Source organism: Vibrio sp. 10N.261.45.E2 (assembly GCF_002875705.1).
Classification (GTDB): domain Bacteria; phylum Pseudomonadota; class Gammaproteobacteria; order Enterobacterales; family Vibrionaceae; genus Vibrio.
The window spans coordinates 25,770-50,717 of the sequence record NZ_MCZZ01000025.1 but is presented as its reverse complement, the minus strand read 5'-3'; the positions used below and the strand labels follow the sequence as shown (position 1 = coordinate 50,717).

Genomic DNA, 24,948 nt, shown 5'->3' with positions numbered 1-24,948 from the left:
GCCCACTTTCTCATTCTTGTGATGAACCTAGTAAATGTATTTTCCTAACGGGTTGAACAGCAGGCTTACGCCTTTAGTAAAGTGTAATGCATCGCTTGAAACGGTTAGACAAACACACCCTTCTTTGGTCTCTGGTTGGTGCGTATGGTTACCGTCTAGCCAAATGAAATCGCCCTTGTTGTAGACACCCATTTCGTCTTCAAAACTACCTTCCAATAGAAGAGTAATCTCAAAGCCCTTGTGTGTGTGGCAAGGAACCTGGCCACCTTTATCAATGTGAAGAAGGCTGGTATGAAGAGATTCGTCTTCAAAATCGAGTCTTGCTCGTGAGATTTTGCCTAGGTTCATCCAGTCTTTTCTCGCAATTGAATTGATCGCGCGCGGAACCGTAAACGTGGTGTCTGCTACGGTCACTTGATTGACTTCAGGAGTCACTTCGACTGACTGGGAAGCATCGGCTGTGATTGCTTCTATTGCATCGAAGTCAAAATCCATATCGTCAAACGAAAAGTTGCCTGACTCTTCATTTGAAAATGCTGGCTGAGCTTCAAATGCATGGTTCGCAGCCTCGGCTGTAATCTGACTTACTTGCTGTTGGCAGTGTTCGCACAGTTCGACGTGGCTAGATACAATCAAGGACACTGAGTCTGCTAGCGTTCCATCGACGAAACCTTTCAGAATTGCTGCATTTGGGTGATGTTTAATCATGGCTTTGTTCCCCCATGTGAACCTTAAGTTTGGCTAAAGCGAGTCTTAGACGTGATTTTACGGTTCCAAGTGGGACGCCAAGTTGCTGAGCGAGTTGCTCTTGAGAAAGTTCTTGAAAGTAGACGCCTTTAACAATGGTCTTTTGAGCAAGAGGCAACTTCTCGATTTGAGTCATTACGTGACGGCTCATCAAGTGGTCGCCAAAGGGTAAATCTTCGCTTTGAGATTCCGCCACCATGGCATCAAATGGCCAAATGTCGTCAGCTATTGTCTGCTCAGCTTTCGCTTTTACTTTGCGAAGCATATCGAAAGCAGCATTACGCATGACGGTGTAGACCCACGTAGTTGCTGCACCTTTCTCTTCATTATAAAGATGTGCTTTCTTCCAAACGTTCGTCATAGTGTCTTGAACGAGTTCATTGGCAGCGGCTTCTCCGCCCAATTTACTGATTCCAAAGCGCTTTATCTTAGGAGCGAAAAACTTAAACAAGTAGGTAAAAGCCTGCTTGTCTCGGTCTGAGCCAACTAAAACCAGCCAGCTCGACAGCTCTGCTGGGACTTTGTTGTCTGTCTGTGCTTTTTTATCTGGGATAATGACATGCTCCTTGCCGTTCCCTGAACTTCTGCTTTCCACTTGCATAGTAACTAACCATCATGCGAATTTGGTAGGCACTACGCGAAGGGAGAAGATTGGGATCACTTTTATTTAAATTAATTTCCACTATACAAAATTATAGTGAAGAAAAGTGTTTATTGCCCCGTAATGATTTGATTCAAAAAGGGAACTAGAGACGGAAAGCTAGCTGGTTCAGTAAATTCTGTTTTCTTTTCCAAAGGAATAGGCATCATTTCGAGTAATCGCGCACAGATCCACTGTGGGCTCTCGAAATCTGGAGTGGGGTAGAGCGTTCTTATCGAGTCGTGATCGCGAAACAACTGAACCAAAAATGCGGTAAAAACGTTGGGTACTTTGTATTCATGAGCTGGCCAGTGAGGTAACAAACTGTAGTTACTTTTGATCAGGTTATCACTGTCTCGGTGCGAATCATGAAGTTGAACCAACCTTTCACCTTCGACATCAATTTCCAAGATTTGGTCATCAGACATGTTGAAGTCAACGATAGTTACCTTCGTCCCCCATGAACTCAGGTGTTCAGAATTAGTGTTGTCTTGAGTGGCAATAATGAAACCATCACCCTGAGCGGCATGAGCAACCATTGCGAGATATTTGGGCTCAAAAATGCGCAGCCTTTGTCTACCCCCTGGTAAGAGAAAGACGGGCAGGGGAAACACAGCGAGTTCTAGAGAAGACTCTACGGGTGTTTCTTGTTTGGCGTCTTTCCGCGTGGTCTTCCTAGGTGAATTCGGCACATAGCACTCCTTAGTTCGAATGTGATTTGAGAAGATATACGCGGATAGGGTGGTGTTCGATCAATTCGCTTTGGCTTATGTTTGTAAAGGGATAGGTATTTTGTTGCACTTGTTCATAAATTCATTGTTTTTGCCTTTTTTCATGCGCGTCATTAGGTAATATATGTACAAATAGTAAGCGAATGGATAGTTGCCAGAAGGTGCTTCTATCTAACGTTCTTCTATACCTAACATCGCATCAAAGGAATGGTCATGATTGTTATTTATGGTATCAAAGAGTGTTTAAATCCGATTAAGTTGCAGCTCTCAAATGTGTTGCAGCAGTGCTTGAATAGTGAGATGGGTTTACCCGATGACAAGCGAGCACATCGATTTGTGCCATTGGAACGAGACGACTTCTTTTATCCAGAGGGAAGAACGGAAGCCTATACCGTCATTGAAATTAATATGATGGAAGGTCGAGCGGTAAATACTAAGAAGCGCTTAATTAAGAAGATATTTTCGGAAATAGAGAAGCAGTTAGCTATCTCTCCTATTGATATAGAAATCACCATTAAAGAACAGCCATCGCACTGCTGGGGATTCCGAGGTATGACGGGCGATGAAGCACAAGATCTGAAGTATAAAGTGAAGGTCTAGGGTTTTAACTCTTAACTCTTAACTCTTAACTCTTAACTCTTAAAACGTAAGACTTAAGCCAAACTATCCAATCACGGCTCTGGCATTTAATGCCAAAGCCGCTTTTTAGTCATCGAGACTGCTTTTTAACTATCGTCACTTTCTTTTAAATACCGATGCCAATTTTCATTTATCACGTCAAAGTGCTCGACACAGAACTCTTTTCTATCTTTTAAGTAGTCGTTTTCTACTTCATCGAGCAAGTTTTTAAAAGCATCAGGGTCGCTGCCATACACCAAGCATAAGGTGGAGAAGTAACGTTGTAGATCAAAGCTGTGTTCGTCGATGTATTCTCCCATGTCGTAATATTCCGGGCGATCTTCTGACTCGAAAGCGAACATGTCTGCTGCGCTAATAGCGGCATCGGATCCATGCTCTACGTAGTTAAGCAGTAGCACCGTGGCCAAGTTATCAACGGCATCTTCTTCTTTACCTAATATGGCAATGTTCTGGTCTTCGATATACGCATGCCCAGCTTCGTGCAGTAGGGTGTGTAATAAGGTATCGATAGCGCCAGTTTGTGCCGACTTTCCATACTCTTTTTCGTATTGGTTTTTCTCAAAGTAATTGACTGAATCAGCGTAAAAGCTATAGGGAATCAACACTTGATGCGTTTGTGGATCGTAGAGTGGTCCTTCTTCCCCACCGTATTGAATGGTTAATGGATTCTCAAACATAAAAAGTTGGTTTGATAGGTCAATCACGGTGTCATTAACGCCACTGTTTTGTATCTCGCGTTTGAGCTGCTCTTCTTCGGCATTTTGCGGGGCAGAGAACTCGACGATCAGGTTACTTTGGGTTGTTTGTTCACTAGATGCATAAGTTGCGGCAAACATTGAACTCAGGGCTAGGCTGTAGGTCAGTGTTCGTTTCAATAATGTCATCGGCTATCCTTTTGATTATGCTGAGAATCGGAGCTGTTACTGGGGCGAGCGCCCTAATTTATTTATTGCGTTAGAGTATAAGTTTAGACGGAGTTTTGATGTATCGAGGACTGCAATTTTTGAAGTAGGCGCTATCCTATCAATGAATAATTTGTTTTAGAGACTCACCACAAAGAATAGGTGAGATGAATGTTCGGTATCGATGTGATTCGTTTCTGTTGGTAATGAACAGATAAATTTCGGTTCAAGTGAACCCTTGTGCTATACTCCGCGCCCCAATCCGAATTGGCTTGTTTAATCTTAGGAAATTATTATGAGTGTTAAAAACGAACTTCAACAAATTAACAACCGTCTAGACAAGTGTCGCCACAAGTTAGATGCTGCTAAAACTCGTAATGATCGTCCTGTTGTTCGTCAGTTTGAGGAAGAGATTAAAAAGCTAACTAAGAAAATTGCCCAGCTTAAACACAAAGAAAGCTACGATGTGAATCAAGAGCGTAAATCTCTGATTGATATGCCATTTAGCCGTGAAATTACTAAGGCTGAGCAAGCGGATATGGGTAAACTTAAAAAGTCTGTTAAAGGACTGGTAGTTGTTCACCCAATGACGAAGATCGGCAAAGAACTTCGCATTGAGGTTATGACTGGTTACGCACCGAAAAAATTCTAATTACCAGCGATGGTGATGAAAGAGGAGCTAGCAATAGCTCCTTTTTGCTTTTTTAGGTACTAAAAAAGCAGAGTCAGCGGCAAGAATACTCACGCCGTTTTCAACTTTTTGGAGGTGATTGTTGTCACAAATCCTTTTATCTCCTTTAAAAGTTAACGTGCTACTAACATGGCACTAAGTGTTCGCAGTAATGTGTTCGCTTTTCGAATCCACAATTTCTCTCCAGTTTGTATAAATATAGGTAGAGCAGCACAAATAATTACAGATAAAACTAGACTCATTAGGGAAGATGAGAACGTAAAAAAATAGAGGTTATATGAATCAATTAATTTCAATTGGACCACTAGAATCCTTCCTAATCGCGATTAGTGTTTTGTTTCTAGGTCATTTCGTCAATGCAAAGCTTCCGGTTCTCAAAAAGTACAACATCCCAGAGCCCATTGTCGGCGGCTTGATTGTCGCTTTTGCTATTACAGCCCTGCACTTTAACGGCCTTGATCTTGAGTTTTCTTTGCCCTTGCAGAACACCTTCATGTTGATGTTCTTTGCAACGGTCGGCCTTGCGGCTAACTACACGCAGCTGATGAAAGGTGGTGCCAAGGTATTCCTATTCTTAGGGGTCGCTTCGGTTTACATCATTATCCAAAACGGTGTAGGCGTAACCTTAGCAACGGCACTAGGTCTTGAACCTTTGATGGGTTTGATTGCTGGCTCTATCACGCTTTCGGGTGGGCACGGCACGGGTGCTGCTTGGTCTCAAACTTTTGCAGACACATTTGGTATTGCAAATACGCTTGAAATCGCGATGGCTTCCGCAACCTTTGGTTTGATCATCGGTGGTATTATCGGTAGCCCAGTGGCGCAAAAGCTGATTGATAAAAACCAGCTTGAATCTGAGTATGGCACTGGCACGCAAACGCACGAACGTTTCCCTGAACTGGTTACTTACAACGAGTATGAAGAAGACAAAGTGACGGCGAAGAAGGTGATTGAAGTGTTGTTCATCCTTCTTATCTGTATCACAGGTGCGAAGTACTTAGAGCAGTGGGTGGCGACTTTTGAAATTTCTTGGTTGATGATTCCAGACTTCGTTTACGCGTTGTTTATCGGTGTGTTCATCACAAACGTTTTTGAAGTGACCAAGTTGCACAAAACAGACAGCGAAACGGTTGATATTCTTGGTACGGTGTCATTGTCACTATTCCTAGCAATGGCGCTAATGAGTCTCAAGCTTTGGAACATCTTTGACCTTGCGATTCCGTTCTTGGTTATCCTTGCAGTTCAAGCTGTGGTGTTGGGGCTCTTCTCTTACTTTGTGACATTCAAAGTAATGGGTTCTAACTACGATGCTGCGGTTATGGCGGGTGGTCACTGTGGTTTCGGCCTAGGTGCAACACCAACAGCGGTAATGAACATGGGCTCTTTGGTGAACCGTTTTGGTCCATCGCCACAGGCGTTCATGGTAGTGCCAATCGTCGGTGCTTTCTTCATTGATATCGTTAACCTGATTATCCTACAAGGTTACATCTCTTTTATTGGTTAATGTTCGCCTTTGCTTAAATACATGAGCTCATCGCACTAATATGAATACAAGAAAGCCAGTCAGTTGACTGGCTTTTTTATTATCTAGCGAATGCTCTGCAGTTTATGCAGGGCAACTCGTTTGGAGTTCCTTGAGTAGAGGGAATACCGCTTTGGTATGCTCTCCCGTGACAATGAATCCAACCAGCTGGTTATCTTCATTGAAGCCTTTAGCGATAATGCCTTTAGGATCGAATCGAGTTTCCCAGCTCTGAGCGGTGTGAATATCACGCCCTGCGAGCTGAATCGGGTAACTCGGTGTTTTCACCTTGGTGATCATATGAGGCAGGCTGAGCTTTGCTTCGCCCACTTTGATCTCACCTTTATCCATAATCAGCTGCTTCGCCAACACGTTTGCCGACAAAATGGCGGGCTGCAAATAAGCCATCACACGCCCTTCAATTTCAGCGCAGTCACCAATCGCGTATACATTGTTGGCACTGGTTTTCAAAGTGTCATCGACCACAATTCCTCGGTTTACCACTATTCCTGCTTGCGTTGCTAAAGCCGTATTTGGCCTTAATCCTGCTGCGGCAATCACGGTATCCGTTCGTATCAATCGAGAAGCGGTCGTTTGCAGCCTTACTCCATCGGGTAAGTAAGTCGCTCGACAAATCGCAGAGTCTGTTTCCACGGTAACCCCGGCTTTTGTTAGCGCTCTTTCCAGTTCGAGTGACACAAAGGGCGGCACAAGGCTGTTCAACAGATAACTCGCGGGTTCGATAATCGTGACATCTTTACCCGCTGTTTGAAGGTCGAATGCGAGCTCTACCCCGATCAAGCCCCCGCCAATTACAGTGATGCGCTGAGCGTCGTCGATCTGAGCTTTGTGTTTTTCGAACTCTTCTAAACTATTTAACGTGATGGTCTCACTGTGTTTAAGCCCTTCTGCTGGTGGTATGAAAGGCGTCGCGCCTGTTGCTAATACCAACTTCGAATAGTGGACAGTTTGCCCGTCAACATGAACACACTGCTGCTTGGTATCGATGTCACTGACAAAAGCCCCGGTTTTGATGACGACGTTGTACTGTTCAGCCAATTGCTGAGCATTATTAACGGTCATGGATTCCGGTGTTTGTGCTTGGCTAAACGCGTGTGAAAGATTCGGCTTACTATACTCAACCCCAGTATCGGCGGTGATCATGGTAATCGCGATAGCTTGATCAATCTTACGTACCATCTTTATGGTTTGTAGGGCGGCGAAACCACCACCCACAATCACAATGTTCGACATGTTACTTCTCCACAAACACTTCTTTACCTAAATGGCATTCTGGGCAAAGAAAATCATCAGGCACTTGTGCCCAAGGTGTGCCCGGTTCAACGCCTTGGTAGGGTTCACCCAGCTGTGGGTCGTATACCCATTCACAAACAGTGCAGCGCCAACAGGTGCAGTCTGCGCTGTGAGCTGACTGTACATCTGTGTGTTGTGCTTCTGTGTCAGGGGTAACCGCTTCTGGCGCTGTCACTTGCTCTGTTTGATTGTCTGGAGTGTCGATTTTCTTTACGCTGCGCTCAACTAGCTTAGGTTCACTAACCTCACTCGCATCTGTGCGCCAAACTTCAGCCAGTGTCATACCGTAATCGATGCATTGACGAAGGGCGTCTGTGTCAGGTTTCCAGTGGATGTGTTGTGGTGCGCTAACCTCGAAGTTCGCTTCACGTAGGCGAGCATCAATGCGTTTTACTGCGCCGCCAGTCCAACCTGAAGAGCCGAAAGCTGCTGCTCTTTTTCCAGAAAAGCGAAGGCCGTGTATCTCTTCAAGCAAGGCTGCGATCTGCGGCATCATCACATTGTTCATGGTCGATGATCCAACGAGCACACCCTTTGAACGGAAGATATTGGCAAGGATGTCATTCTTGTCGTGCTTAGAAATATTGAACACCTTGATTGCCGTTTCTGGGCTGCCTTTTCGGATCCCCTTAGCGATAGCATCAGCCATCATGCGAGTGTTGTTCGACATAGTGTCATAGACAATTGTGATGCGATCTTCTTTGTAGGCTTTCGACCATTCGTAATATTGCTCAACGATTTGGGTCGCATTGTCACGCCAAATACAGCCGTGAGAAGTTGCAATAACATCGATGGGCACGCCTAAGCTCAGTACTTCTTCAATCTTTGCTTTTACCAGCGGCGCAAACGGAGTCAGGATATTCGAGAAGTAACGTAGACATTGTTCATGCAATTCGACTTGGTCTAGTTGGTCATTGAATAGGTTCTCATCACAGTAGTGCTGGCCGAAGGCGTCGTTACTAAACAGGATTTCGTCACCTGTTAAGTAGGTAGCCATTGAGTCTGGCCAGTGCAGCATTTTCATCTCTACGAAGATCAGTTGCTTGCCGTTACCGACATCAAGTGTGTCACCGGTTTTTACGGTTCTGAAATTCCAGTCTGGCTGGTGGTGGTGACCAACAATCGAGTTCACACCCGCTTCAGTACAGTAGATAGGCGTGTTTGGAATTTTGGCTAATAGCGCTGAAAGGGCACCTGCATGGTCTTCTTCAGCGTGCTGACAAATGATGTAGTCGATGTCGTTGATATCGATCTCCATCTCAAGGTTTGCAAGGAATTGCTCAGTAAAGCGATGATCGACAGTATCGACAAGCACGGTCTTCTCTTCACGGATCAGGTACGAGTTATAGCTAGTACCTTTGTTCATGTGGTATTCCTTACCATGGAAGTGTTCGGTTTCCCAATCGTGGACGCCGACCCAGTGAACATTTGATTTAACGTGAATAGTCATAATGATAATACCTTATTGAAATATCTAAGGCTCTCATTGCATTAGCTGTGCCATGTTTTTAAGTAGCTGTTTTATTGATGTTTGTTTGGTTTTTTAACACTGTGGTGTGTCTTTATGACATCTTCATCTTTGTAATCAAAATACATCCAATGTGTCTTTATGACTAAGTGGTAGTTGCTTGGATGAATATCTGATACAAAAAAGGCCAGACATGAGTCTGGCCAAATAAAGCAGTGCGATTTGTTTGTGTCAGCTGTTACAGCGTAGTAACGACTTCATCAAGAGCTAGACGCGCTTTTGGTTTACCGTAGTTGTAGTCTTCGCCATCTTTGTGGTAGCCGATAGCGAGTGCAACATCAACAACGTGACCTTCTAGTTCGTCAGCAAATTCTTCGCTGATCATTTTAGCGTCCACACCTTCCATAGGTGTTGAAGCGATACCTAGACGAGCTAGTGTGTGTAGCGTGTTACCTAGTGCGATGTAAACCTGAGACTTAGTCCAGTTACCGTTGAAACCCGCTTCGTCAGTGTTCATTTCTGCAAATGCGTAAGCACCTAAGAATTGCTCGTACATTTCAGCCGGTAGGTGACCTGAGCTTACTTCTGTATCTGCACGCTTAGCGAATTTTTCTTTTGTATACTTAGGATCGTAAGCAAACAGGATCGTGTGTGACGCTTCTTTTGCATGTGGTTGGTTAAACTGGAACATGTTTTCGAAAGTATTGTGGAAGCGTTGTTTTGCTGCGTCACTCTCAATGATGATGAATTTCCAAGGCTGAGAGTTGATAGAAGAAGCTGACAAACGAAGTGCTTCTTTGATTACTTCCATGTCTTCCGCAGAGATGCGTTTTTCTGCATCGTATTTTTTAGCTGTGTAACGAGTGTTTAGATCAGTAATGATTGGATGAGTCATGTTGAATCCTAATATCTATCAAGAATAAATGTTGTAGGGTTTTATGTTCAGTCACGTCAACAATAAACGGATAACGAATTTAAACGAATCTCAATAGATTGAACGTCTAAATAGTTATCGAACATGCCCCAATAAATCGAGTATCTGCGGTAGCTCAAGTCGATGGGTGTAAGATAATAGAAGAATGACTCGGGAAAAATAGCGAACATATCAAATCACTATGGTTAATAATGTCCATAATGATTCGATTTATGTGATCTTAATTGAGGTGGAATCTCTAGATTCAGTCGCTTAGTACGCCTTGATACCATATTGGCGCAATAATGGAGGAAGTACGCTGTCTAGGTTCGGGATGTCTTCTGGCGTGATTTCGATTAAGCCAAAACCATGCTCTTCATAGATTGCTCTCGTGATTTCACGTTTATCTTCGGTGATTGGTGCAGAATCGGTTCCCCAAAATTGGATGTACACTTTGCCACTTGGTAGATAAAAATCGCTGATCACTTCTTTTGATATCGGAAGCGGGCGCTCGTACGCATGAACCACTCCTGCCATATAAAGCCAGTTATCGATGATCAGCTCTCCTTTTGAACGAACATAATGCCCATCTAAGCTACGATGCTTTGCCTCAAATTTCTGACGAAAACTGGAGAAAGACACATCAGTAGAGTGGCTTTCAGCATCATGCCCCAGGAATTCAACAACAGACTGCTTCAAACGTTTATTGCGAACCAGTGAGTCGTGCCATACCACGAACAAGTTTTGAGTCGCTTTATCTTCTCTTTGTTCACCACCGGCTTTTAAGCCTGTAGAGGTGACGTGCCAACCGTCTTCTTCTTTTGTAATCCAACCAAGCTCATTGAGCAGCAAATTGATTTTCTTTGCGCTGAGTTGAAAGGCACTACCAAGCTGGGTGGCGGTGAGTGTTTTTCCTGAGAATGAGTCCAAATCGATAAGCAGTTTCTCAGGCCAGACAATAAAGACACCAAACTTCTTATGTTCGACATATTCCCCACCAAAGCTTTCTCCCCGTTCAGTGAGAATCCAACGCTCTTGTGAACGCACTATATAGCCAGCTGTTTTTAGATCGCTAAATAAAGCTTTAGCTTCTATGCCTTTTTGTTTAGCGAGTGCGGAGGTGGAAATTTTGTCTGACATAGTCTTTTCTCAAATAGCGGAGTGATCAGCTGATGGGTGTTGGAGATATATATGATGCGATAGCGTTAGAATGAGTCACTACCATATCACATCAATCAGTACCAACAGCAGTCCATTGGTATTTGTTTTCAGCGGAGCATTGTGTCCTATTTTAAGCTTGTACTAAATGTAGCTCGCTGTGTAATTAAATTACATGAATGGCAATCTTGTTCATCGAAATGCATACTTTTCATGCTTAATATGGTGTTCTTTTGTGCGGGCTATATGGTTTTTAGATGCTATCTTTTATTAAGTGTGATGGCGATCTCTATTTATTTTTTGGTGCGTCAGTATTTAATGTGATCTAGGTCTCGTGTGAATGAGACTTATTCTCTGTATTTTCTCTTTGTAATTTAAGTTCATGATGTTTTTGTGATCTAAATTGCGCTTATTAACCCTGAAGTGTTTTTTCTGTGTGACATTTGTCACGAAAGTTGGGTCGGGGTGCATTTTGGAAACGTTGTGATACATTTTTACCAACTTTTGAGCACACACTTTCGGTCATTTGACCAACCAATACATTACGGGGTTCTACCTATGTTATCTCCAGAAGCAAAGATTAAGGTTCAAAACTTTGGTCGTTTCTTATCCAATATGGTAATGCCAAACATCGGCGCATTTATTGCGTGGGGTTTCATTACTGCACTATTCATCCCAACAGGTTGGTGGCCTAACGAAACGTTAGCATCAATGGTTGGTCCTATGATTACATACCTACTGCCACTATTGATAGGTTACACCGGTGGTAAAATGGTTGGCGGTGACCGCGGTGCGGTAGTGGGAGCTATCACAACAATGGGTGTTATCGTTGGTACTGATATCCCAATGTTCATGGGTGCGATGATTGTAGGTCCACTAGGTGGTATCGCAATTAAGAAATTCGATGAAGCTGTTCACGGTAAAGTGAAGAGTGGGTTCGAAATGTTGGTTAACAACTTCTCAGCAGGCATCATCGGTATGATCTGCGCGATCATTGCGTTCATCGTGATTGGCCCTGCAGTTAAAGTTCTATCTTCTGGCTTAGCGGCTGGTGTTAACGTAATGGTTGAAGCGGGTGCACTACCTCTTGCTTCTATCTTCGTAGAACCTGCGAAAATCCTTTTCCTAAACAACGCAATCAACCACGGTATCTTCTCTCCTCTAGGTATTCAGCAGTCAGAAGAGATCGGCCGTTCAATCTTCTTCCTAATTGAAGCGAACCCAGGTCCAGGTCTAGGTCTACTACTTGCTTACATGGTGTTTGGTAAAGGTAGCGCAAAGCAATCTGCTGCTGGTGCATCTATCATCCACTTCCTGGGTGGTATCCACGAAATTTACTTCCCTTACGTTCTAATGAACCCACGTCTAATCCTTGCGGTAATCGCAGGTGGTATGGCTGGCGTATTCACTAACGTAGTGTTCGATTCTGGCCTTATCTCTCCAGCATCACCAGGTTCTATCTTCGCAATCTTACTGATGACGCCAAAAGGCTCTTACATTGGTGTTGTTCTTTCTGTTATCGCTGCAACAGCAGTATCTTTTGTAGTTGCTTCAATCTTACTTAAGACTTCAGCTCAAGATGACGAAGAAGACTCTCTAGAAAAAGCTTCTGCACAAATGAAAGGCATGAAAGCGTCTTCTAAAGGTGCGGCATCAGAAGCAAACGTAAATCTAGCGGATGTAAAAGCAGTTTATGTAGCGTGTGATGCGGGTATGGGTTCAAGTGCTATGGGTGCGGGTCTACTACGCAAGAAAGTAGCGGCAGCTGGCCTAGACATTGAAGTAACCAACTACGCAATCAACAACCTACCGGCTGATTCGCAAATTGTTATTACGCATAAAGACCTAACAGACCGTGCTCGAAACACTGTACCAAGTGCAATGCATATGTCTCTAAATAATTTCCTAGATGGCGGTGTCTACGACCAGCTAGTTGCAGAGCTTGTAGATGCTCAAAGTGGTGAAGCGAAAGTAGAAGCTTCGGCTCCTGCAGCGGCTCCAGCACAAGAAGGTAATAAGCTTTCATTTACTAACGACAGTATTTTCCTTGGCCTTAAAGCGACTCAAAAAGAAGACGCAATCAAGTTTGCTGGCGACCAATTAGTAAAACTTGGCAATGTATCACCAGAATATGTAGACGGCATGTTTGCTCGTGAAGAGCTAGTGTCTACCTACCTAGGTGAGTCTATCGCAGTGCCACACGGCACAATCGAAGCGAAGCAGTACGTACAAAAAACCGGCATCGTTTTCTGTCAGTACCCTGAAGGTATTCAGTGGGGTGAAGATGAAGATGAAGATGATATCGCGAAAATGGTTATCGGTATTGCCGCACAAGGCGATGAGCACAACATGGTGCTGATGGCTATTACCAATTCACTCGATGATGAAGAAGCTGTGGAATGCCTACAGAACACAACAAACCCTGCTGATGTTCTACGTATTCTCAACGGAAACTAAAAAGCTCTAGTCAAGCTCCTGAGTGAAGGAGGCCAGTATCCCCCTACTGGCCTCATTTTCGGTCTTAATCTTTCTTACAAGATTCAGTCTGAATAGCTTACTGCTTAATGTCTAGGGCACATCGTCAAGGCATGTTGTTGAGCAGTTAGCTATCTAGATTCAAATATTTATAAGGTCAAAATTATGAAAGCGTTACATTTTGGTGCAGGTAATATCGGTCGTGGTTTCATTGGTAAGCTTCTTTCTGATGCTGGTATGAAGGTTACGTTTGCTGACGTAAATGAAACGGTTGTAAATGCGTTAATTGAACGTCAAGAATACCCAGTTAAAATTGTTGGCGAAGAGTGCGTTGTAGAAGTTGTTAAGAATGTGACAGCAGTGAATTCAGCGACAAGCGCTGTGGTAGATTGCATTGCTGAGTCTGATCTTGTGACGACAGCAGTGGGCCCTACGGTTCTTAAAATCATCTCTAAGTCTATTGCTCAAGGCATTGAAAAACGTGCAGCTGCAAACAATACTGCGCCAATGAACATCATCGCGGCAGAGAATATGGTTCGCGGTACGAGCCAGTTAAAAGTAGCAGTGTTAGAGCATCTTTCTGATGAAATGAAAGCGTTCACTGAAGAGCACATCGGCTTTGTTGATTCAGCGGTTGACCGTATTGTGCCACCGGCAGAAGCGGGTGAAACAGATCCTCTAGCAGTAACGGTTGAAACGTTTAGCGAGTGGATCGTAGATCAAACTCAATTCAAAGGTGAGATTCCAAACATCCCAGGTATGGAATGCACTGACAACCTAATGGCGTTTGTTGAGCGTAAACTGTTCACGCTAAATACGGGTCACTTGGTAACAGCATATCTTGGTGTGCTTGCAGGTCACGAGACAATCAAAGATTCTATCGAAGATGACGTAATCCGCGCTGAAGTAACAGCTACTATGGAAGAGAGCGGTGCGGTTCTGATTAAGCGTTACGGCTTTGATCCAGAAGCTCACGCAGCATACATCCAAAAGATTCTTGGTCGCTTTGCTAACCCGTTCCTACGTGATGAAGTAGACCGTGTTGGTCGTCAGCCAATTCGTAAACTGAGCCCACAAGACCGCCTAGTTAAGCCTTTAAACGGTACATTAGAGTACGGCCTACCGAATGCTCACTTAGTTAAAGCAATCGCTGCTGCGTTCCATTACAAGAATGAAGACGACCCACAAGCGGTTGAACTTCAAGCAATGTTCGCAGAAAAAGGCTTTGCGGAGACATTAGCGCATTATTCGGAGCTGAATAGTGACTCAGAAGTTGTTAAACTAGCGGAAGAAGCTTATCTAGCATTGAAATGATAAACCATCAAAGTGCCACACCAGTGGCACTTTCTTATTGTCGAGCCTTTATGCCAATACAAACTAGCCATGAAACTGAATTACTCGAAGCCCTTTCGGAAGCTGAGAGTGATGGCGCCTGCCTAATGGCTGCTTATGATGCATTGGACGACACGGTAGATGCCGTATTAAAAAATATCTTTAAGAAAGACGACACTGCAATTAAGTTCGTTGTCGAACCACTTCTTAACAGTGGTGGCCCATTAGGTGAGATCATGATCCGTGCTAAGTTGCTACTTGGGCTTGGCGTGATCAGTAAAGAACTTTACGACGATCTAGAAGTTTTCGTTACCCTGAAAGAGTGGGCGAAAATACAAGGTGAAGACACCAGCTTCACAGAAGTTGATGTGATATTTGAACTCAACAAGGTGCACGCGATTCAGCGTATTATGCCTATCGAATATGACGCGGAGATGGTGGCAACAATGTCTGGCCCAATGCTTGAAATGTTCTTGGGGCGACATAATCAAAAGGTGAAGTCGACGATCGTATTGGCTATCACTGACATTATCACTACCTTATGCCGAGATAATGCGTTGAGCTCTTAGCTCTAGTTTGTATTCTTGTTTATCTTGTCTCACATCCTACATATCTTGTAGCTGTTCGTTTGTTTCATTACAAAGCTTAAATTGATGGCGGTTTCTCTAGTTGGAGAAATCGCTTTATTGTTTTTGCACCTCTAAAAAATGCTCGAAGCCTCTTCTCCCACTAACCCCAAAATCGGCAGATACAAAAAAAGCCACATTCAGTGGCTTTTTCTACTTAAGACGCGCTTTTTATTAAAAACGCCTCTCTATTCAAGACAATCGATTATAGGTCTTGGATGTTCTCAGCTTCTAGCTCTTGGAAATAGCGTAGAGTCTTAACTTTTAGCTCTTGTTGAGCTGGCTCATCAGCAACGATGATAGCTTTACGGTGCATTTGTAGAGCTGTAACAGTCCACATGTGGTTTACAGAGCCTTCGATAGCCATTTGAAGCGCTTGCGCTTTGTTGTGGCCTAGAGAAAGGATCATCACTTCTTCAGCATCTAGAAGAGTAGCAACACCGATAGTTAGTGCGTATTTAGGAACTTGGTTGATGTCGCCATCGAAGAAACGAGAGTTCGCGATGCGAGTGTCTTCAGTCAACGTTTTGATACGAGTGCGTGAAGATAGAGAAGAACCTGGTTCGTTGAATGCGATGTGACCGTCGATGCCTACGCCACCCATGAACAGGTTGATCTTGCCGTATGAACGGATTTTCTCTTCGTATGCTGCACAGTGAGCATCGATGTCGTCAGCTTGGCCGTCTAGCAGGTTGATGTTTTCTGCTTGGATATCAACGTGGTTGAAGAAGTTCTCGTGCATGAATGTGCGGTAAGATTCTGGGTGGTTTGGTTCGATACCAACGTACTCATCCATGTTGAATGTTACAACGTGCTTGAAGCTTACTTCGCCAGCTTTGTAAAGTTCAATTAGCTCAGCGTAAGTAGTTAGAGGTGTGCTACCAGTAGGAAGACCTAGTACAAATGGACGCTCAGCTGTTGGAGCGAATTTGTTGATCGAATCTGCGATATGACGAGCAGCCCATTTACCTACTTTTGCTTTGTTGCTTAATGGAATAAGTCTCATTGATTTTGCCCCTAGAAATAAAATTTTATAGTGTTCTGAAACATTAATTCGCATTATAAAATAAGTTATCCAGTTCCGCTATTGTTTTAGGTCAAGTTTTTGCTTTTTTCGTCGTATCTGTGACTGGAACTCTCAAAATTGCACAATTATTGTATGGATATTTGGTAGCGTTAAACAAGATTAATACGTTTGTCATATAAGGCAATACTGATCTAATTCAGAGCCTAAAGGATTGGTGCGCTTCTATATCTTGATATGTGTTTACTGAAATGGTGTTGCCGAGACACTAGAGAACTTTAGTGTATTAACGCTGTTCGCTGTTTATACAAACGCTGAGAGTATAGTTGAAGCTAGAAAAATAATGATGGCAACAGAGCGCTATCGTGATAAAAGACGGAGGCAGGTAGAAGAGCGATGGTTCTCATTGGGATGGATTCCCATAAGATTGAACGAGAGCCGTGTTTTACTCAAGCTATCGCTATGAATTGTATATAAATATTGGTAAAAACGAACAGTTTGGCTAAACTTACCAATTACAACGAAGATGTGTGTTTGAAGACAAAAAAAGCCCAAAGTGAAGAGGTATCACTTTGAGCGATTTTACTAATCTTCTAACACTAACTCACTTTCGTATTCTTCCCTAGGCACTTCACCGCGTTTGCAGCCGTTTAGGGTATGAAAGCGACGGCGTCCACGAGCCAGTTGAATGTACTTCAACCAAACACGCTCTAACTTGGACTTTGCCTTATGAGGGTGAGACAACACTTTAATGAAGTGTTTTTCTTCTGCATTGATTGGTGCTAGTTCACCAGTTTCAAGTGCAAGCATAGTGTCACCAAACAAGGTTAGGATTTCCTCTTCTGAAAGAGTAAAATCACCCGACTTAGCGAACCCTCGTGGGAATTTAATGGTGTCATAAAAACGTTTTTTTCCGTGTCGGAATTCGGTCTCAGACATATCAGCCTCAGTAATGTGGTTAGATAGAAATTAGTGTTTATTGCTCACGCGAAAATATTGTTAAAAGGCTAAAATAGGAAACAAAACGTTTTTGCCTTTACGATAAACAATCCTAGATCGGCTAGTTAGCAGATTTATTACAGAGATGTACTTGATGGATGTGAAAGTATTTAGAACCTTTCTTGAGGTTGCAAGGGTGCGCCATTTTGGGCGTGCAGCTGAAAACTTGTATTTAACACAAGCGGCGGTGAGTGCGCGTATCAAACAGCTTGAAGGCTATTTTGATACGCAACTCTTCATTCGTGACCGCAATAACATCAAACTCACATCTTCCGGTGAACGTTTGATTGGTTATGCCGAAGTTATGGTGTCTACCCTACAACAAGCCAAATTTGAGCTGTCGCTAGAGAGTGGTAAAGCCTTGCAGTTAACGCTGGGCGGCACACCAAATATTTGGGATGCGTATCTGCAAAACTGTTTAAGTGTGGTGACCGACTCTTTTGGCGGTTATGGCTTTATGGCAGAGGTGATGGGGCGTGAGCAACTGAACCGTAATTTGTTAGAGCGAACCTTAGATATGGCTTTCGCGTTCGATCAGATCAAAGCGGAAGAGCTGAACTGTAAAAAAGTCGCTGATTTGGTTTTGGTGTTGGTTTCAACGCAGCAAGATGATCTGGAATCTGTATTCCAACATAAGTACGTGTATGTGGATTGGGGCACGCGTTTTGGGTCTGAACACGCAGAACGTCACCCCAAAGTACCAGCGCCGTATCTTCGTACTTCAACAGCCCGTATCGCCCTTGATTTTATTTTAGAGAAAGGCGGCAGTGCATATCTACCGGTGTCTCTAGTTGAACCGTTTATCGATTCGGGTCAGCTGCACAAAGTGAAAGGGGTTGAAGATTGGTATCGTCCTATTTACCTGAGCTACCGTAAAAGCAGTACTTCAGTTGATGCGATCATGCAGGTTGAGAAGTTGGTTAATGAGATTGACCCATCAACAGCATACACATTACAACAAGCCGCTGAACAAACACCTGAGTGACAGTATTAGCGACAAATTATTGCTTTGTTGATTAAATAAAAAATGGCTCCTAACTAGTGATAGTTGGGAGACATTTTTATTTTAAACCAGAGATGTGCTTTTTTTGAATTAGAGATCGTTTCTGATTCCAATAAAATCATTTAAGCCTGGTATGTGTGTAGCCTTCTTTAATCGCTTTTTTAACGTCCTATAGGTTCATCAGATTCTCAATAGACTCTTCAAGAGAGCGAGACATGTATGAATGGATTTGATTGCCATCCGTTGCGTCAATCTCAATCATAGAAATCCCGTTGTCCGCTTTGTCTTCAAGAAAGCTCAGAGACTGCTCGACTGATTGACTGGTGAGAACCTGTTGATTTGATAAAACAATACGACACGTGTGTAAAACCATAGCCTTTTTCCTTTTTATATTCGATAGGCCTCTGCATCTTAGCGTGCTAAGTACCTATCGTTGACGTTGTGAGAAGTTTGCCTTCTCTAGGTTAAATTTAGCCGAATTGAATAAAATTAAAACTCTTTTTTGTGATTTATCTAACCTTCACTTCCGAAAATGGCTAGCGACAATTGCGGTTCACGGTAAACTTTTAGTTATCGAATCAAACGCTATTGCAAATGGGAAGAGTACAGCATGTCGAAAAATATCCATCACAACAGTACCTTAACGAGTGAGCAGTGCCATTTAGCTCGCTATGCGCGAGATGCTCGCTTTGATGGAATGTTTTTTACAGCGGTGAAAACGACCGGGATTTTTTGTCGCCCTATTTGCCCAGCAAGTCCACCAAAAGAAGAAAATGTCGAATATTTTTCTCATCAAGCTCAAGCATTGAAAGCGGGTTATCGCCCGTGTTTACGCTGCCGACCAGACAGCGCGCCTTTCTCGCCGGCTTGGAAGGGAGTTGAAACCACTTTCTTACGTGCGATGCAGTTGATTGATAACGGCGCGCTGAATTCAGGGTCTATCGTTGACCTTGCAACGCGATTGGGTATTTCTGACCGTTATTTACGAACCTTATTCGACAACTATATCGGTGTGTCACCAAAACAGTACAGTCTTTATAGCCAATTGATGTTTGCCAAGCAGTTACTGCACACTAGCAGCATGAGCATTACTGATGTCGGCTTTGCAAGTGGCTTTAATAGCACGCGCCGTTTTAATGATGCCTTTCAAAAAGAACTGCAGCTTTCACCAAGCCAAATCAGACGAGCGAAACCAAATGACGCACGGAGTAATCATATTCAGTTTGGTTTTAATGGACCTTTAGACTGGAACCATTTACTCGGTTTTTATCGACGAAGAATGATTGAAGGCTTAGAAGATGTTGGCGACGACTATTACAAGCGCACGGTAAACGTGAATGGGTCAAAGGGGTGGTTCAAGGCGACGTTAGCCAAAGAGAACCGCTTGGATATTGAATTCGAGTTGGATGATATGCGCCAATTAAGAGGCCTGATTGCAAATATCCGACGTATGTTCGACCTTGATGTCGATATTGCAAAGGTCGAGGACTTCTTAATGACTGTCGACCCTAGCTTGGTGGCTAAGAGTGGCATCCGCATACCTGGCGTGTGGAGTGCTTGGGAAGCCGGAGTACGAGCGATTCTCGGGCAACAAGTCTCAGTCACCGCGGCGATTGGTCAGCTTAATTTATTGGTCAGAGAGCTTTCTGATGCACACGAGAAGGCCTACTTCCCAACACCTAAACAGATAGCAGAAGCTGATGTGAGTTTCTTGCGAATGCCAGGAAGCCGCAAAGAAACTTTAAAGCGTTTTGCCGAATACATGGTCGACAATGAAGCTGAGCATCCTTCTAAATGGATTGACCTCAAAGGCATTGGGCCGTGGACGATTCAATATGCGCTGCTTCGGGGCTTAAGCGAACCAAATCATCTGCTAGTCGGCGATTTGGTGGTAAGGAAATTCATCGAGCATCGCCCTGCTATTAATACACAAAGCGTGTCACTGTGGGGGAGTTACGCAACATTCCATTGTTGGAATCAATCTTAATAGAAAAGCAATCTACGAACATTAGCAATCCACAAACATCTGCAATACCAAGCTAGGAGATATTATGGCTAACCGTTTTACTTATTATCAGAGCCCATTAGGAACCGTGACTTTACAGGCGAACGATGAAGGGTTGCTAGGCCTTTGGTTTGAAACTCACACGACTAAGCCAGAACAATTAGGTGTTCAAGATGATAGCTTTCCGATCTTTGCATTGGCGACCGAGCAGCTCAATCGCTATTTTTCAGGCGAAGCCATCCAGTTTTCTGTGCCGATCGCCGCTAAGGGGACGCCATTCCAACAATCGGTTTGGCTGGCACTGACAACCATTCCTTATGGTGAGACTTGGAGCTATGCACAACTGGCTGATGCGATAGGCAATCCGAAAGCCGTTCGAGCGGTAGGTTTGGCGAATGGTAAAAATCCGGTTTCAGTGATTGTGCCGTGTCACCGTGTGATTGGAAAAAATGGCAAGCTGACGGGGTATGCGGGCGGTGTAGAACGTAAACAGCGCTTATTGGTTATTGAGGGAAGAGAGCAAGACTAGCCTGCGGTTCGGCTAATGAGACTTAAACGAGACTTTGCATCATAATTAGCGTTTACTGGAAAATATCGATTTGGTTGCATATTCTTTGACTATGTTCTCTAGGCAAGGATGCCCAAATGAATAGACTCCCCTTACTTGTATCTGGTTGCAGCTGCGCATTATTGTTGACAGGCTGCTTAACTGATACCAGTCGCCCCTTCGAGGTGCCACAACTTGCTCTGTTCAACGGTATGTATGAGAACGCAGATAATGGCAGTTATTTACTGTTTGAATCTGGGCAAGTGACTTATCAAACTGCGGATAATTCCGTAACTCGAACCTATCGTGTCGATGATGACTTGATCACCATTGAGTTCAATTCTGGAAGCAGTCGAACTGACTCTAGATTAGTGATGCGAATTCAAAAGCAGGGAGAGATGTTAACTTGCAACCAGTGCCCAGCGATACAGTTGAGTAACGTCTGGACACGTGTTGAGAAGCCTATGAAAGGTAAGGCTAATTAGAAAATATTGCCGAATTAGAAAAGCCCGCCATTAAGCCATAAGTGAGCCGCGATACTGACGGCATAGCCAATCATGATCACTGGCATCCATTTTAAATGACCAAAGAAAGTGTATTTGCCATGTGCCGCCCCCATTAATGCGACACCTGCTGCGCTACCAATAGACAGCAAGCTGCCGCCAACACCTGCGGTTAAGGTGATCAGTAACCAGTTGCCCATCGACATTTGGGGTTCCATTGATAACACAGCGAACATCACTGGAATGTTATCGACAATCGCAGATAAGATCCCGACCATAATATTGGCCCAAATTGGATCCCATTGGCTATACATCACGCCAGAGGCAAGCTCCAAGTACCCAAGCAGGCTCAAGCCTCCGACACACATTACCACGCCGTAGAAGAACAACAGCGTGTCCCACTCGGCATGCGATACTCTTCGAAATACATCAAATGGCACAACAGAACCGAGTCGTTGTAATGCCCCCTCATCATTGTTGGCAATTGCCACCGCTTTTTTCTTCGCCAGTGAATTTGGCAAGGTCTTACGCAAGAAGTACCCAAAGAATTGTAGGTATGCCAGCCCCATCATCATGCCCATCACAGGAGGGAAGTGAAGTACGGCATGGAAAGCAACCGCAGTCGCTATCGTCATGATGAACAACAACACGATGCGTCTTGCACCACGTTTTAATTCAACGTGTTGATGCACCGTGTCGGGTTGGGTTGTGGGAACAAAGTAGGACATGATCAGTGCAGGGACGAGGTAATTCATCACTGATGGAATAAACAAGGGAATGAACTCACTAAAGCTCACATAACCGGCTTGCCACACCATCAGCGTTGTGATGTCTCCGAATGGACTGAATGCACCGCCAGCGTTAGCGGCAATGACGATATTCACACAGGCGAGGTTAACGAATTTGGGATTAGACCCTGCAACTTTCAGAACCACGGCACACATCAAAAGGGCTGTCGTAAGGTTGTCGGCGATAGGTGAGATAAAGAAGGCAAGAATACCGGTTAACCAGAAAAGAGAGCGGAAATTAAAGCCCTTACCTACCATCCATGCTTGTAGTGCATCAAACAATCTTCTCTCTTCCATAGCGCTGATGTAGGTCATGGCGACGAGGAGGAAAAGTAACAACTCGGCGTATTCCAGCAAGTTGTGTTCGAGTGCTTGTTTAGCGACTTCAACGAGGTTGTGTTCTTGGTAGACAAAACCAATGATTATCCAGATCAGGCCAGCTGCAAGTAACACGGGTTTGGACTTTCTAAGCTTTAGATACTCTTCCATCATCACCACAATGTAGGCAATAACAAAAATGGTCAGTGATAGGTAGCCAGCAAATGAACTCGTTAGCTTGAGAGGCTCCCCTAACTGAGAGGTTGCCGCGCCTGCTACCGAAGAAAAGAAGAATAAAGAGAGAACAGCTGCAAGCTGGGTACCTAACATGAATTACGCTCCAAAGTTAATAAGTTATTAACACGCGTAAAAGCGTAGACTTAAATAACCCTGTGGAGTGTGATAGATATCTTAATAATTCAATAGATTATAGTGAAAGCAATAGACTGTGATATGAACGAAATACGGCCTTGCGGTAAGCATACACTGTATTATTGTTTTGCCTTCGCAAACGGGTAAAGAAAAAGCCCTACCGGACTAAGTGCCGATAGAGCTTATTCGAAATTGCCAATATTATGCAGCATTAAGATCAAACGTCAGTGTTTGTTCTGCAGCACATACTTCAACAGGCCAGCCATAGGATTGATATTCAAGCGCAAGTTTGTCCGCTACTACGCGAGATACCGTTGCAGTGATCCACATGCCTTTGCCCATTACTTGATATTTAAGCGTTTTCATTTCCATAGTAATCACCGTTTTCCTTCTATATTGGCTGCGCGAAGTCTATAGCACCTCTGAGAGTTGGAATTTCGAATCAAGCTCAAATTCTTTATAAAATGGCTCACTGTTTGGGCTTAGCTCAAAACTCAATCAATGACGAGCAAACGGTTGCATTTTGGAAGCGAAATCACCTTTTAAGTGTTTGTATTATAATCGAATTAAAATTGAACAAAAAAATTATGTAAGAGATCTCTTACAACATTATCAGAGATCGCACTAGGTAAAGACTTCTCACTAGAAGCCAGAGTTGCGTGGTGATTGTGTGCATTTTTGGTTGCGTTTTTGAGGCAATATTTGTTTAGTTTTGTATGTGAAATATTCTAAATTATTTAGCGTATAACTCTGATTTTAAATCCAAATCACAGTTTTATATGTTGCTGTGTTTCTTTTATTCAAACCGATACGCTATTTGATTTTGGTCATTAACCTTTCGCTTATTAGTTTGCACTATCTATACGTGTTCTGTTCCACATAAACGAGATGTATAGAGGTCCTTATGACTAATCCAACCAAAACCGATCGTAAAGTTACGATTGGCAGCTATATCGCACTCGCATTCGCGATTGTTTTCTTTTCAGGCTTAATGCAATCCAATGAATGGTATGGGGTGTTCGATTTTACAACGCTCAACGGTTCATTCGGTAAGGTCGCTTACGATGTGAGTGAAACGGCCGACGGTATTCAAGCGGCAACGACGTCACTGCGTGGTAAAGGCGGTAGTGGTGCACGCGACGGTTTCATTTTTGCTTTGACACTTATCCCGACCGTGATGTTTGCTCTGGGTATGATCAACGTGCTTGAGCATTACGGTGCACTGGATGCAGCACGTAAACTGCTGACACCTCTACTTCGCCCTCTGATGGGCATTCCGGGTAACTCAGGCTTAGCACTGATCGCTTCGCTACAAAGTACTGATGCTGGTGCTGCGATGACACGTCAGTTGAAAGACGAAGGGCACCTGACTAAGCGTGAAACTGATGTGTTCACCATGTTCCAGTTTACGGCGGGTGCGGCTATCGTTAACTTTTTCTCTTCAGGTGCGGTGCTGTTCACTCTCACCGCGATGGACGGCTCTTTAGCAGTGACATCGTCAATTGGTCTTGCTGTCGCTGTGATGTTCATCTTTAAGTTCGTTGGCGCGAACCTTTTCCGTATTTACCTGAACATTACCGAAGGCAAAGAAGACAAACCAAAATCAGACAAAGAACAAAAACTGGAAGAGGAAGTAGCATAATGAGCGAAGTTAAAGCAAAGATACCAATGGTTACTGATATTTTCGTTGAAGGTGCTAAGAAAGGCTGGGTTATTGCAACGACCTCTACAGTACCGAATGTTCTGATGGCATTTGTGATCATTAAGGCATTGCAGATCACCGGTGCGCTGGATTTGATGGGCAGCGTGTTTGCCCCAATCATGGCAGTATTTGGTTTACCTGGCGAAGCGGCAGCGGTATTGATTGGCGCGTGGATGTCGATGGGTGGTGCTGTGGGTGTGGTTATCACACTGTTTGACCAAGGCATTTTGAATGGCACCCATATTGCCATCTTGGCACCCGCTATCTACTTGATGGGTTCTCAGGTGCAATACATGGGTCGTATCATGGGACCAATCGGTACTGAAGGTCGTTACATCCCAGTAATGATCGCGATTTCGGTATTGAATGCATTTGGTGCAATGTTCTTGATGAACATTATTTTGTAACGTGACTTTTGATTGTTAACTGTTAGCTGTTAATAGCTTTTAGACGTTACAAAAAAGGAAACCCCGTTTGGCTTTCACCAAACGGGGTCTATTCTTTTCGTAGCCATCCTGCTACTGCGCGT

25 protein-coding genes are annotated in these 24,948 nt (G+C 43.8%); 12 read left to right on the top strand and 13 right to left on the bottom strand.

Going from position 1 to position 24,948, the window contains the following annotated elements:
* Window positions 1-27 precede the first annotated feature (27 nt).
* From BCT34_RS01455 to BCT34_RS01445, 3 genes are all read right to left on the bottom strand, one after another.
* Window positions 28-708, bottom strand: a complete 681-nt coding sequence (locus BCT34_RS01455; protein WP_076654096.1) for a ChrR family anti-sigma-E factor — start codon at window positions 706-708, stop codon at window positions 28-30.
* A complete protein-coding gene (locus BCT34_RS01450) occupies window positions 701-1,348 on the bottom strand; it encodes a sigma-70 family RNA polymerase sigma factor (protein WP_076654095.1) in 648 nt (215 codons plus the stop codon). Before BCT34_RS01450 ends, BCT34_RS01455 begins: the two co-directional genes overlap by 8 nt.
* Window positions 1,349-1,458: 110 nt before the next feature.
* The gene (locus tag BCT34_RS01445; protein ID WP_076654093.1) at window positions 1,459-2,079 is read right to left on the bottom strand and encodes an LON peptidase substrate-binding domain-containing protein; all 621 of its coding nucleotides are present in this window, start codon (window positions 2,077-2,079) and stop codon (window positions 1,459-1,461) included.
* 252 nt (window positions 2,080-2,331) lie between these two features.
* Here BCT34_RS01445 and BCT34_RS01440 point away from each other — a divergent pair, with 252 nt between their 5' ends.
* Window positions 2,332-2,718, top strand: coding sequence for a tautomerase family protein (locus BCT34_RS01440; protein WP_017070218.1), 387 nt, complete (start codon window positions 2,332-2,334; stop codon window positions 2,716-2,718).
* A 125-nt stretch (window positions 2,719-2,843) separates the two neighbouring features.
* Here the strand turns inward: BCT34_RS01440 and BCT34_RS01435 are convergent, their stop codons facing one another.
* A complete protein-coding gene (locus tag BCT34_RS01435) occupies window positions 2,844-3,641 on the bottom strand; it encodes a DUF4344 domain-containing metallopeptidase (protein ID WP_076654092.1) in 798 nt (265 codons plus the stop codon).
* 313 nt (window positions 3,642-3,954) lie between these two features.
* Here BCT34_RS01435 and BCT34_RS01430 point away from each other — a divergent pair, with 313 nt between their 5' ends.
* Together BCT34_RS01430 and gltS are read left to right on the top strand one after the other, a co-directional pair.
* Complete coding sequence (locus BCT34_RS01430; RefSeq protein ID WP_076654090.1) at window positions 3,955-4,311, top strand: YibL family ribosome-associated protein; 357 nt, start codon at window positions 3,955-3,957, stop codon at window positions 4,309-4,311.
* Between the two features lie 316 nt (window positions 4,312-4,627).
* Window positions 4,628-5,854 (top strand): sodium/glutamate symporter, encoded by a 1,227-nt coding sequence (gltS, locus tag BCT34_RS01425; RefSeq protein WP_076654088.1) that lies wholly within the window; start codon window positions 4,628-4,630, stop codon window positions 5,852-5,854.
* Between the two features lie 102 nt (window positions 5,855-5,956).
* Here gltS and norW read toward each other — a convergent pair whose 3' ends face one another.
* The 4 genes from norW to BCT34_RS01405 form a co-directional block, all read right to left on the bottom strand.
* A complete protein-coding gene (gene norW / locus BCT34_RS01420) occupies window positions 5,957-7,126 on the bottom strand; it encodes an NADH:flavorubredoxin reductase NorW (protein ID WP_076654086.1) in 1,170 nt (389 codons plus the stop codon).
* A 1-nt stretch (window position 7,127) separates the two neighbouring features.
* A complete protein-coding gene (gene norV, locus BCT34_RS01415) occupies window positions 7,128-8,636 on the bottom strand; it encodes an anaerobic nitric oxide reductase flavorubredoxin (protein ID WP_076654085.1) in 1,509 nt (502 codons plus the stop codon).
* Between the two features lie 256 nt (window positions 8,637-8,892).
* Window positions 8,893-9,549 (bottom strand): nitroreductase family protein, encoded by a 657-nt coding sequence (locus tag BCT34_RS01410; RefSeq protein ID WP_076654083.1) that lies wholly within the window; start codon window positions 9,547-9,549, stop codon window positions 8,893-8,895.
* A 291-nt stretch (window positions 9,550-9,840) separates the two neighbouring features.
* A complete protein-coding gene (locus BCT34_RS01405; RefSeq protein WP_076654081.1) occupies window positions 9,841-10,707 on the bottom strand; it encodes a glycerol kinase in 867 nt (288 codons plus the stop codon).
* A gap of 576 nt (window positions 10,708-11,283) precedes the next feature.
* On the opposite strand from BCT34_RS01405, the gene BCT34_RS01400 reads away from it, so the two are divergent.
* The 3 genes from BCT34_RS01400 (at window position 11,284) to BCT34_RS01390 (ending at window position 15,101) form a co-directional block, all read left to right on the top strand.
* Complete coding sequence (locus tag BCT34_RS01400; RefSeq protein WP_076654079.1) at window positions 11,284-13,182, top strand: PTS mannitol transporter subunit IICBA; 1,899 nt, start codon at window positions 11,284-11,286, stop codon at window positions 13,180-13,182.
* Window positions 13,183-13,365: 183 nt separating this feature from the next.
* Window positions 13,366-14,514, top strand: coding sequence for a mannitol-1-phosphate 5-dehydrogenase (locus BCT34_RS01395; RefSeq protein WP_076654078.1), 1,149 nt, complete (start codon window positions 13,366-13,368; stop codon window positions 14,512-14,514).
* 50 nt (window positions 14,515-14,564) lie between these two features.
* Window positions 14,565-15,101: an MltR family transcriptional regulator gene (locus tag BCT34_RS01390; RefSeq protein ID WP_198593486.1), complete on the top strand. Its 537-nt coding sequence runs from the start codon at window positions 14,565-14,567 to the stop codon at window positions 15,099-15,101.
* A gap of 262 nt (window positions 15,102-15,363) precedes the next feature.
* Here the strand turns inward: BCT34_RS01390 and nagB are convergent, their stop codons facing one another.
* A complete protein-coding gene (gene nagB / locus BCT34_RS01385; protein WP_076654075.1) occupies window positions 15,364-16,164 on the bottom strand; it encodes a glucosamine-6-phosphate deaminase in 801 nt (266 codons plus the stop codon).
* A gap of 603 nt (window positions 16,165-16,767) precedes the next feature.
* Window positions 16,768-17,121, bottom strand: a complete 354-nt coding sequence (locus BCT34_RS01380) for a DUF413 domain-containing protein (RefSeq protein WP_019819999.1) — start codon at window positions 17,119-17,121, stop codon at window positions 16,768-16,770.
* 154 nt (window positions 17,122-17,275) lie between these two features.
* Between BCT34_RS01380 and BCT34_RS01375 the strand changes: the two genes are divergently transcribed.
* The gene (locus BCT34_RS01375; protein ID WP_017630336.1) at window positions 17,276-18,166 is read left to right on the top strand and encodes a LysR family transcriptional regulator; all 891 of its coding nucleotides are present in this window, start codon (window positions 17,276-17,278) and stop codon (window positions 18,164-18,166) included.
* Window positions 18,167-18,353: 187 nt separating this feature from the next.
* Here BCT34_RS01375 and BCT34_RS01370 read toward each other — a convergent pair whose 3' ends face one another.
* The gene (locus BCT34_RS01370; protein ID WP_017072361.1) at window positions 18,354-18,557 is read right to left on the bottom strand and encodes a hypothetical protein; all 204 of its coding nucleotides are present in this window, start codon (window positions 18,555-18,557) and stop codon (window positions 18,354-18,356) included.
* Between the two features lie 237 nt (window positions 18,558-18,794).
* Between BCT34_RS01370 and BCT34_RS01365 the strand changes: the two genes are divergently transcribed.
* The 3 genes from BCT34_RS01365 (at window position 18,795) to BCT34_RS01355 (ending at window position 21,221) form a co-directional block, all read left to right on the top strand.
* Window positions 18,795-20,171, top strand: a complete 1,377-nt coding sequence (locus BCT34_RS01365; protein WP_076654073.1) for an AlkA N-terminal domain-containing protein — start codon at window positions 18,795-18,797, stop codon at window positions 20,169-20,171.
* Window positions 20,172-20,235: 64 nt separating this feature from the next.
* Complete coding sequence (locus tag BCT34_RS01360; RefSeq protein WP_076654071.1) at window positions 20,236-20,718, top strand: methylated-DNA--[protein]-cysteine S-methyltransferase; 483 nt, start codon at window positions 20,236-20,238, stop codon at window positions 20,716-20,718.
* A 116-nt stretch (window positions 20,719-20,834) separates the two neighbouring features.
* Window positions 20,835-21,221 (top strand): hypothetical protein, encoded by a 387-nt coding sequence (locus tag BCT34_RS01355; protein WP_076654069.1) that lies wholly within the window; start codon window positions 20,835-20,837, stop codon window positions 21,219-21,221.
* Between the two features lie 14 nt (window positions 21,222-21,235).
* Here BCT34_RS01355 and nhaD read toward each other — a convergent pair whose 3' ends face one another.
* Together nhaD and BCT34_RS01345 are read right to left on the bottom strand one after the other, a co-directional pair.
* Window positions 21,236-22,675, bottom strand: coding sequence for a sodium:proton antiporter NhaD (gene nhaD, locus BCT34_RS01350; RefSeq protein ID WP_076654068.1), 1,440 nt, complete (start codon window positions 22,673-22,675; stop codon window positions 21,236-21,238).
* A gap of 243 nt (window positions 22,676-22,918) precedes the next feature.
* On the bottom strand, window positions 22,919-23,089 hold the full coding sequence (locus BCT34_RS01345; RefSeq protein ID WP_165690300.1) for a hypothetical protein: 171 nt from the start codon (window positions 23,087-23,089) through the stop codon (window positions 22,919-22,921).
* A 532-nt stretch (window positions 23,090-23,621) separates the two neighbouring features.
* Between BCT34_RS01345 and BCT34_RS01340 the strand changes: the two genes are divergently transcribed.
* Window positions 23,622-24,359 carry a nucleoside recognition domain-containing protein gene (locus BCT34_RS01340; protein WP_048610036.1) on the top strand — a complete coding sequence of 246 codons (738 nt, stop codon included), beginning with the start codon at window positions 23,622-23,624 and terminating at the stop codon, window positions 24,357-24,359.
* Window positions 24,359-24,826, top strand: a complete 468-nt coding sequence (locus BCT34_RS01335; RefSeq protein WP_076654067.1) for a YjiG family protein — start codon at window positions 24,359-24,361, stop codon at window positions 24,824-24,826. Before BCT34_RS01340 ends, BCT34_RS01335 begins: the two co-directional genes overlap by 1 nt.
* The last annotated feature ends 122 nt before the right edge of the window (window positions 24,827-24,948 follow it).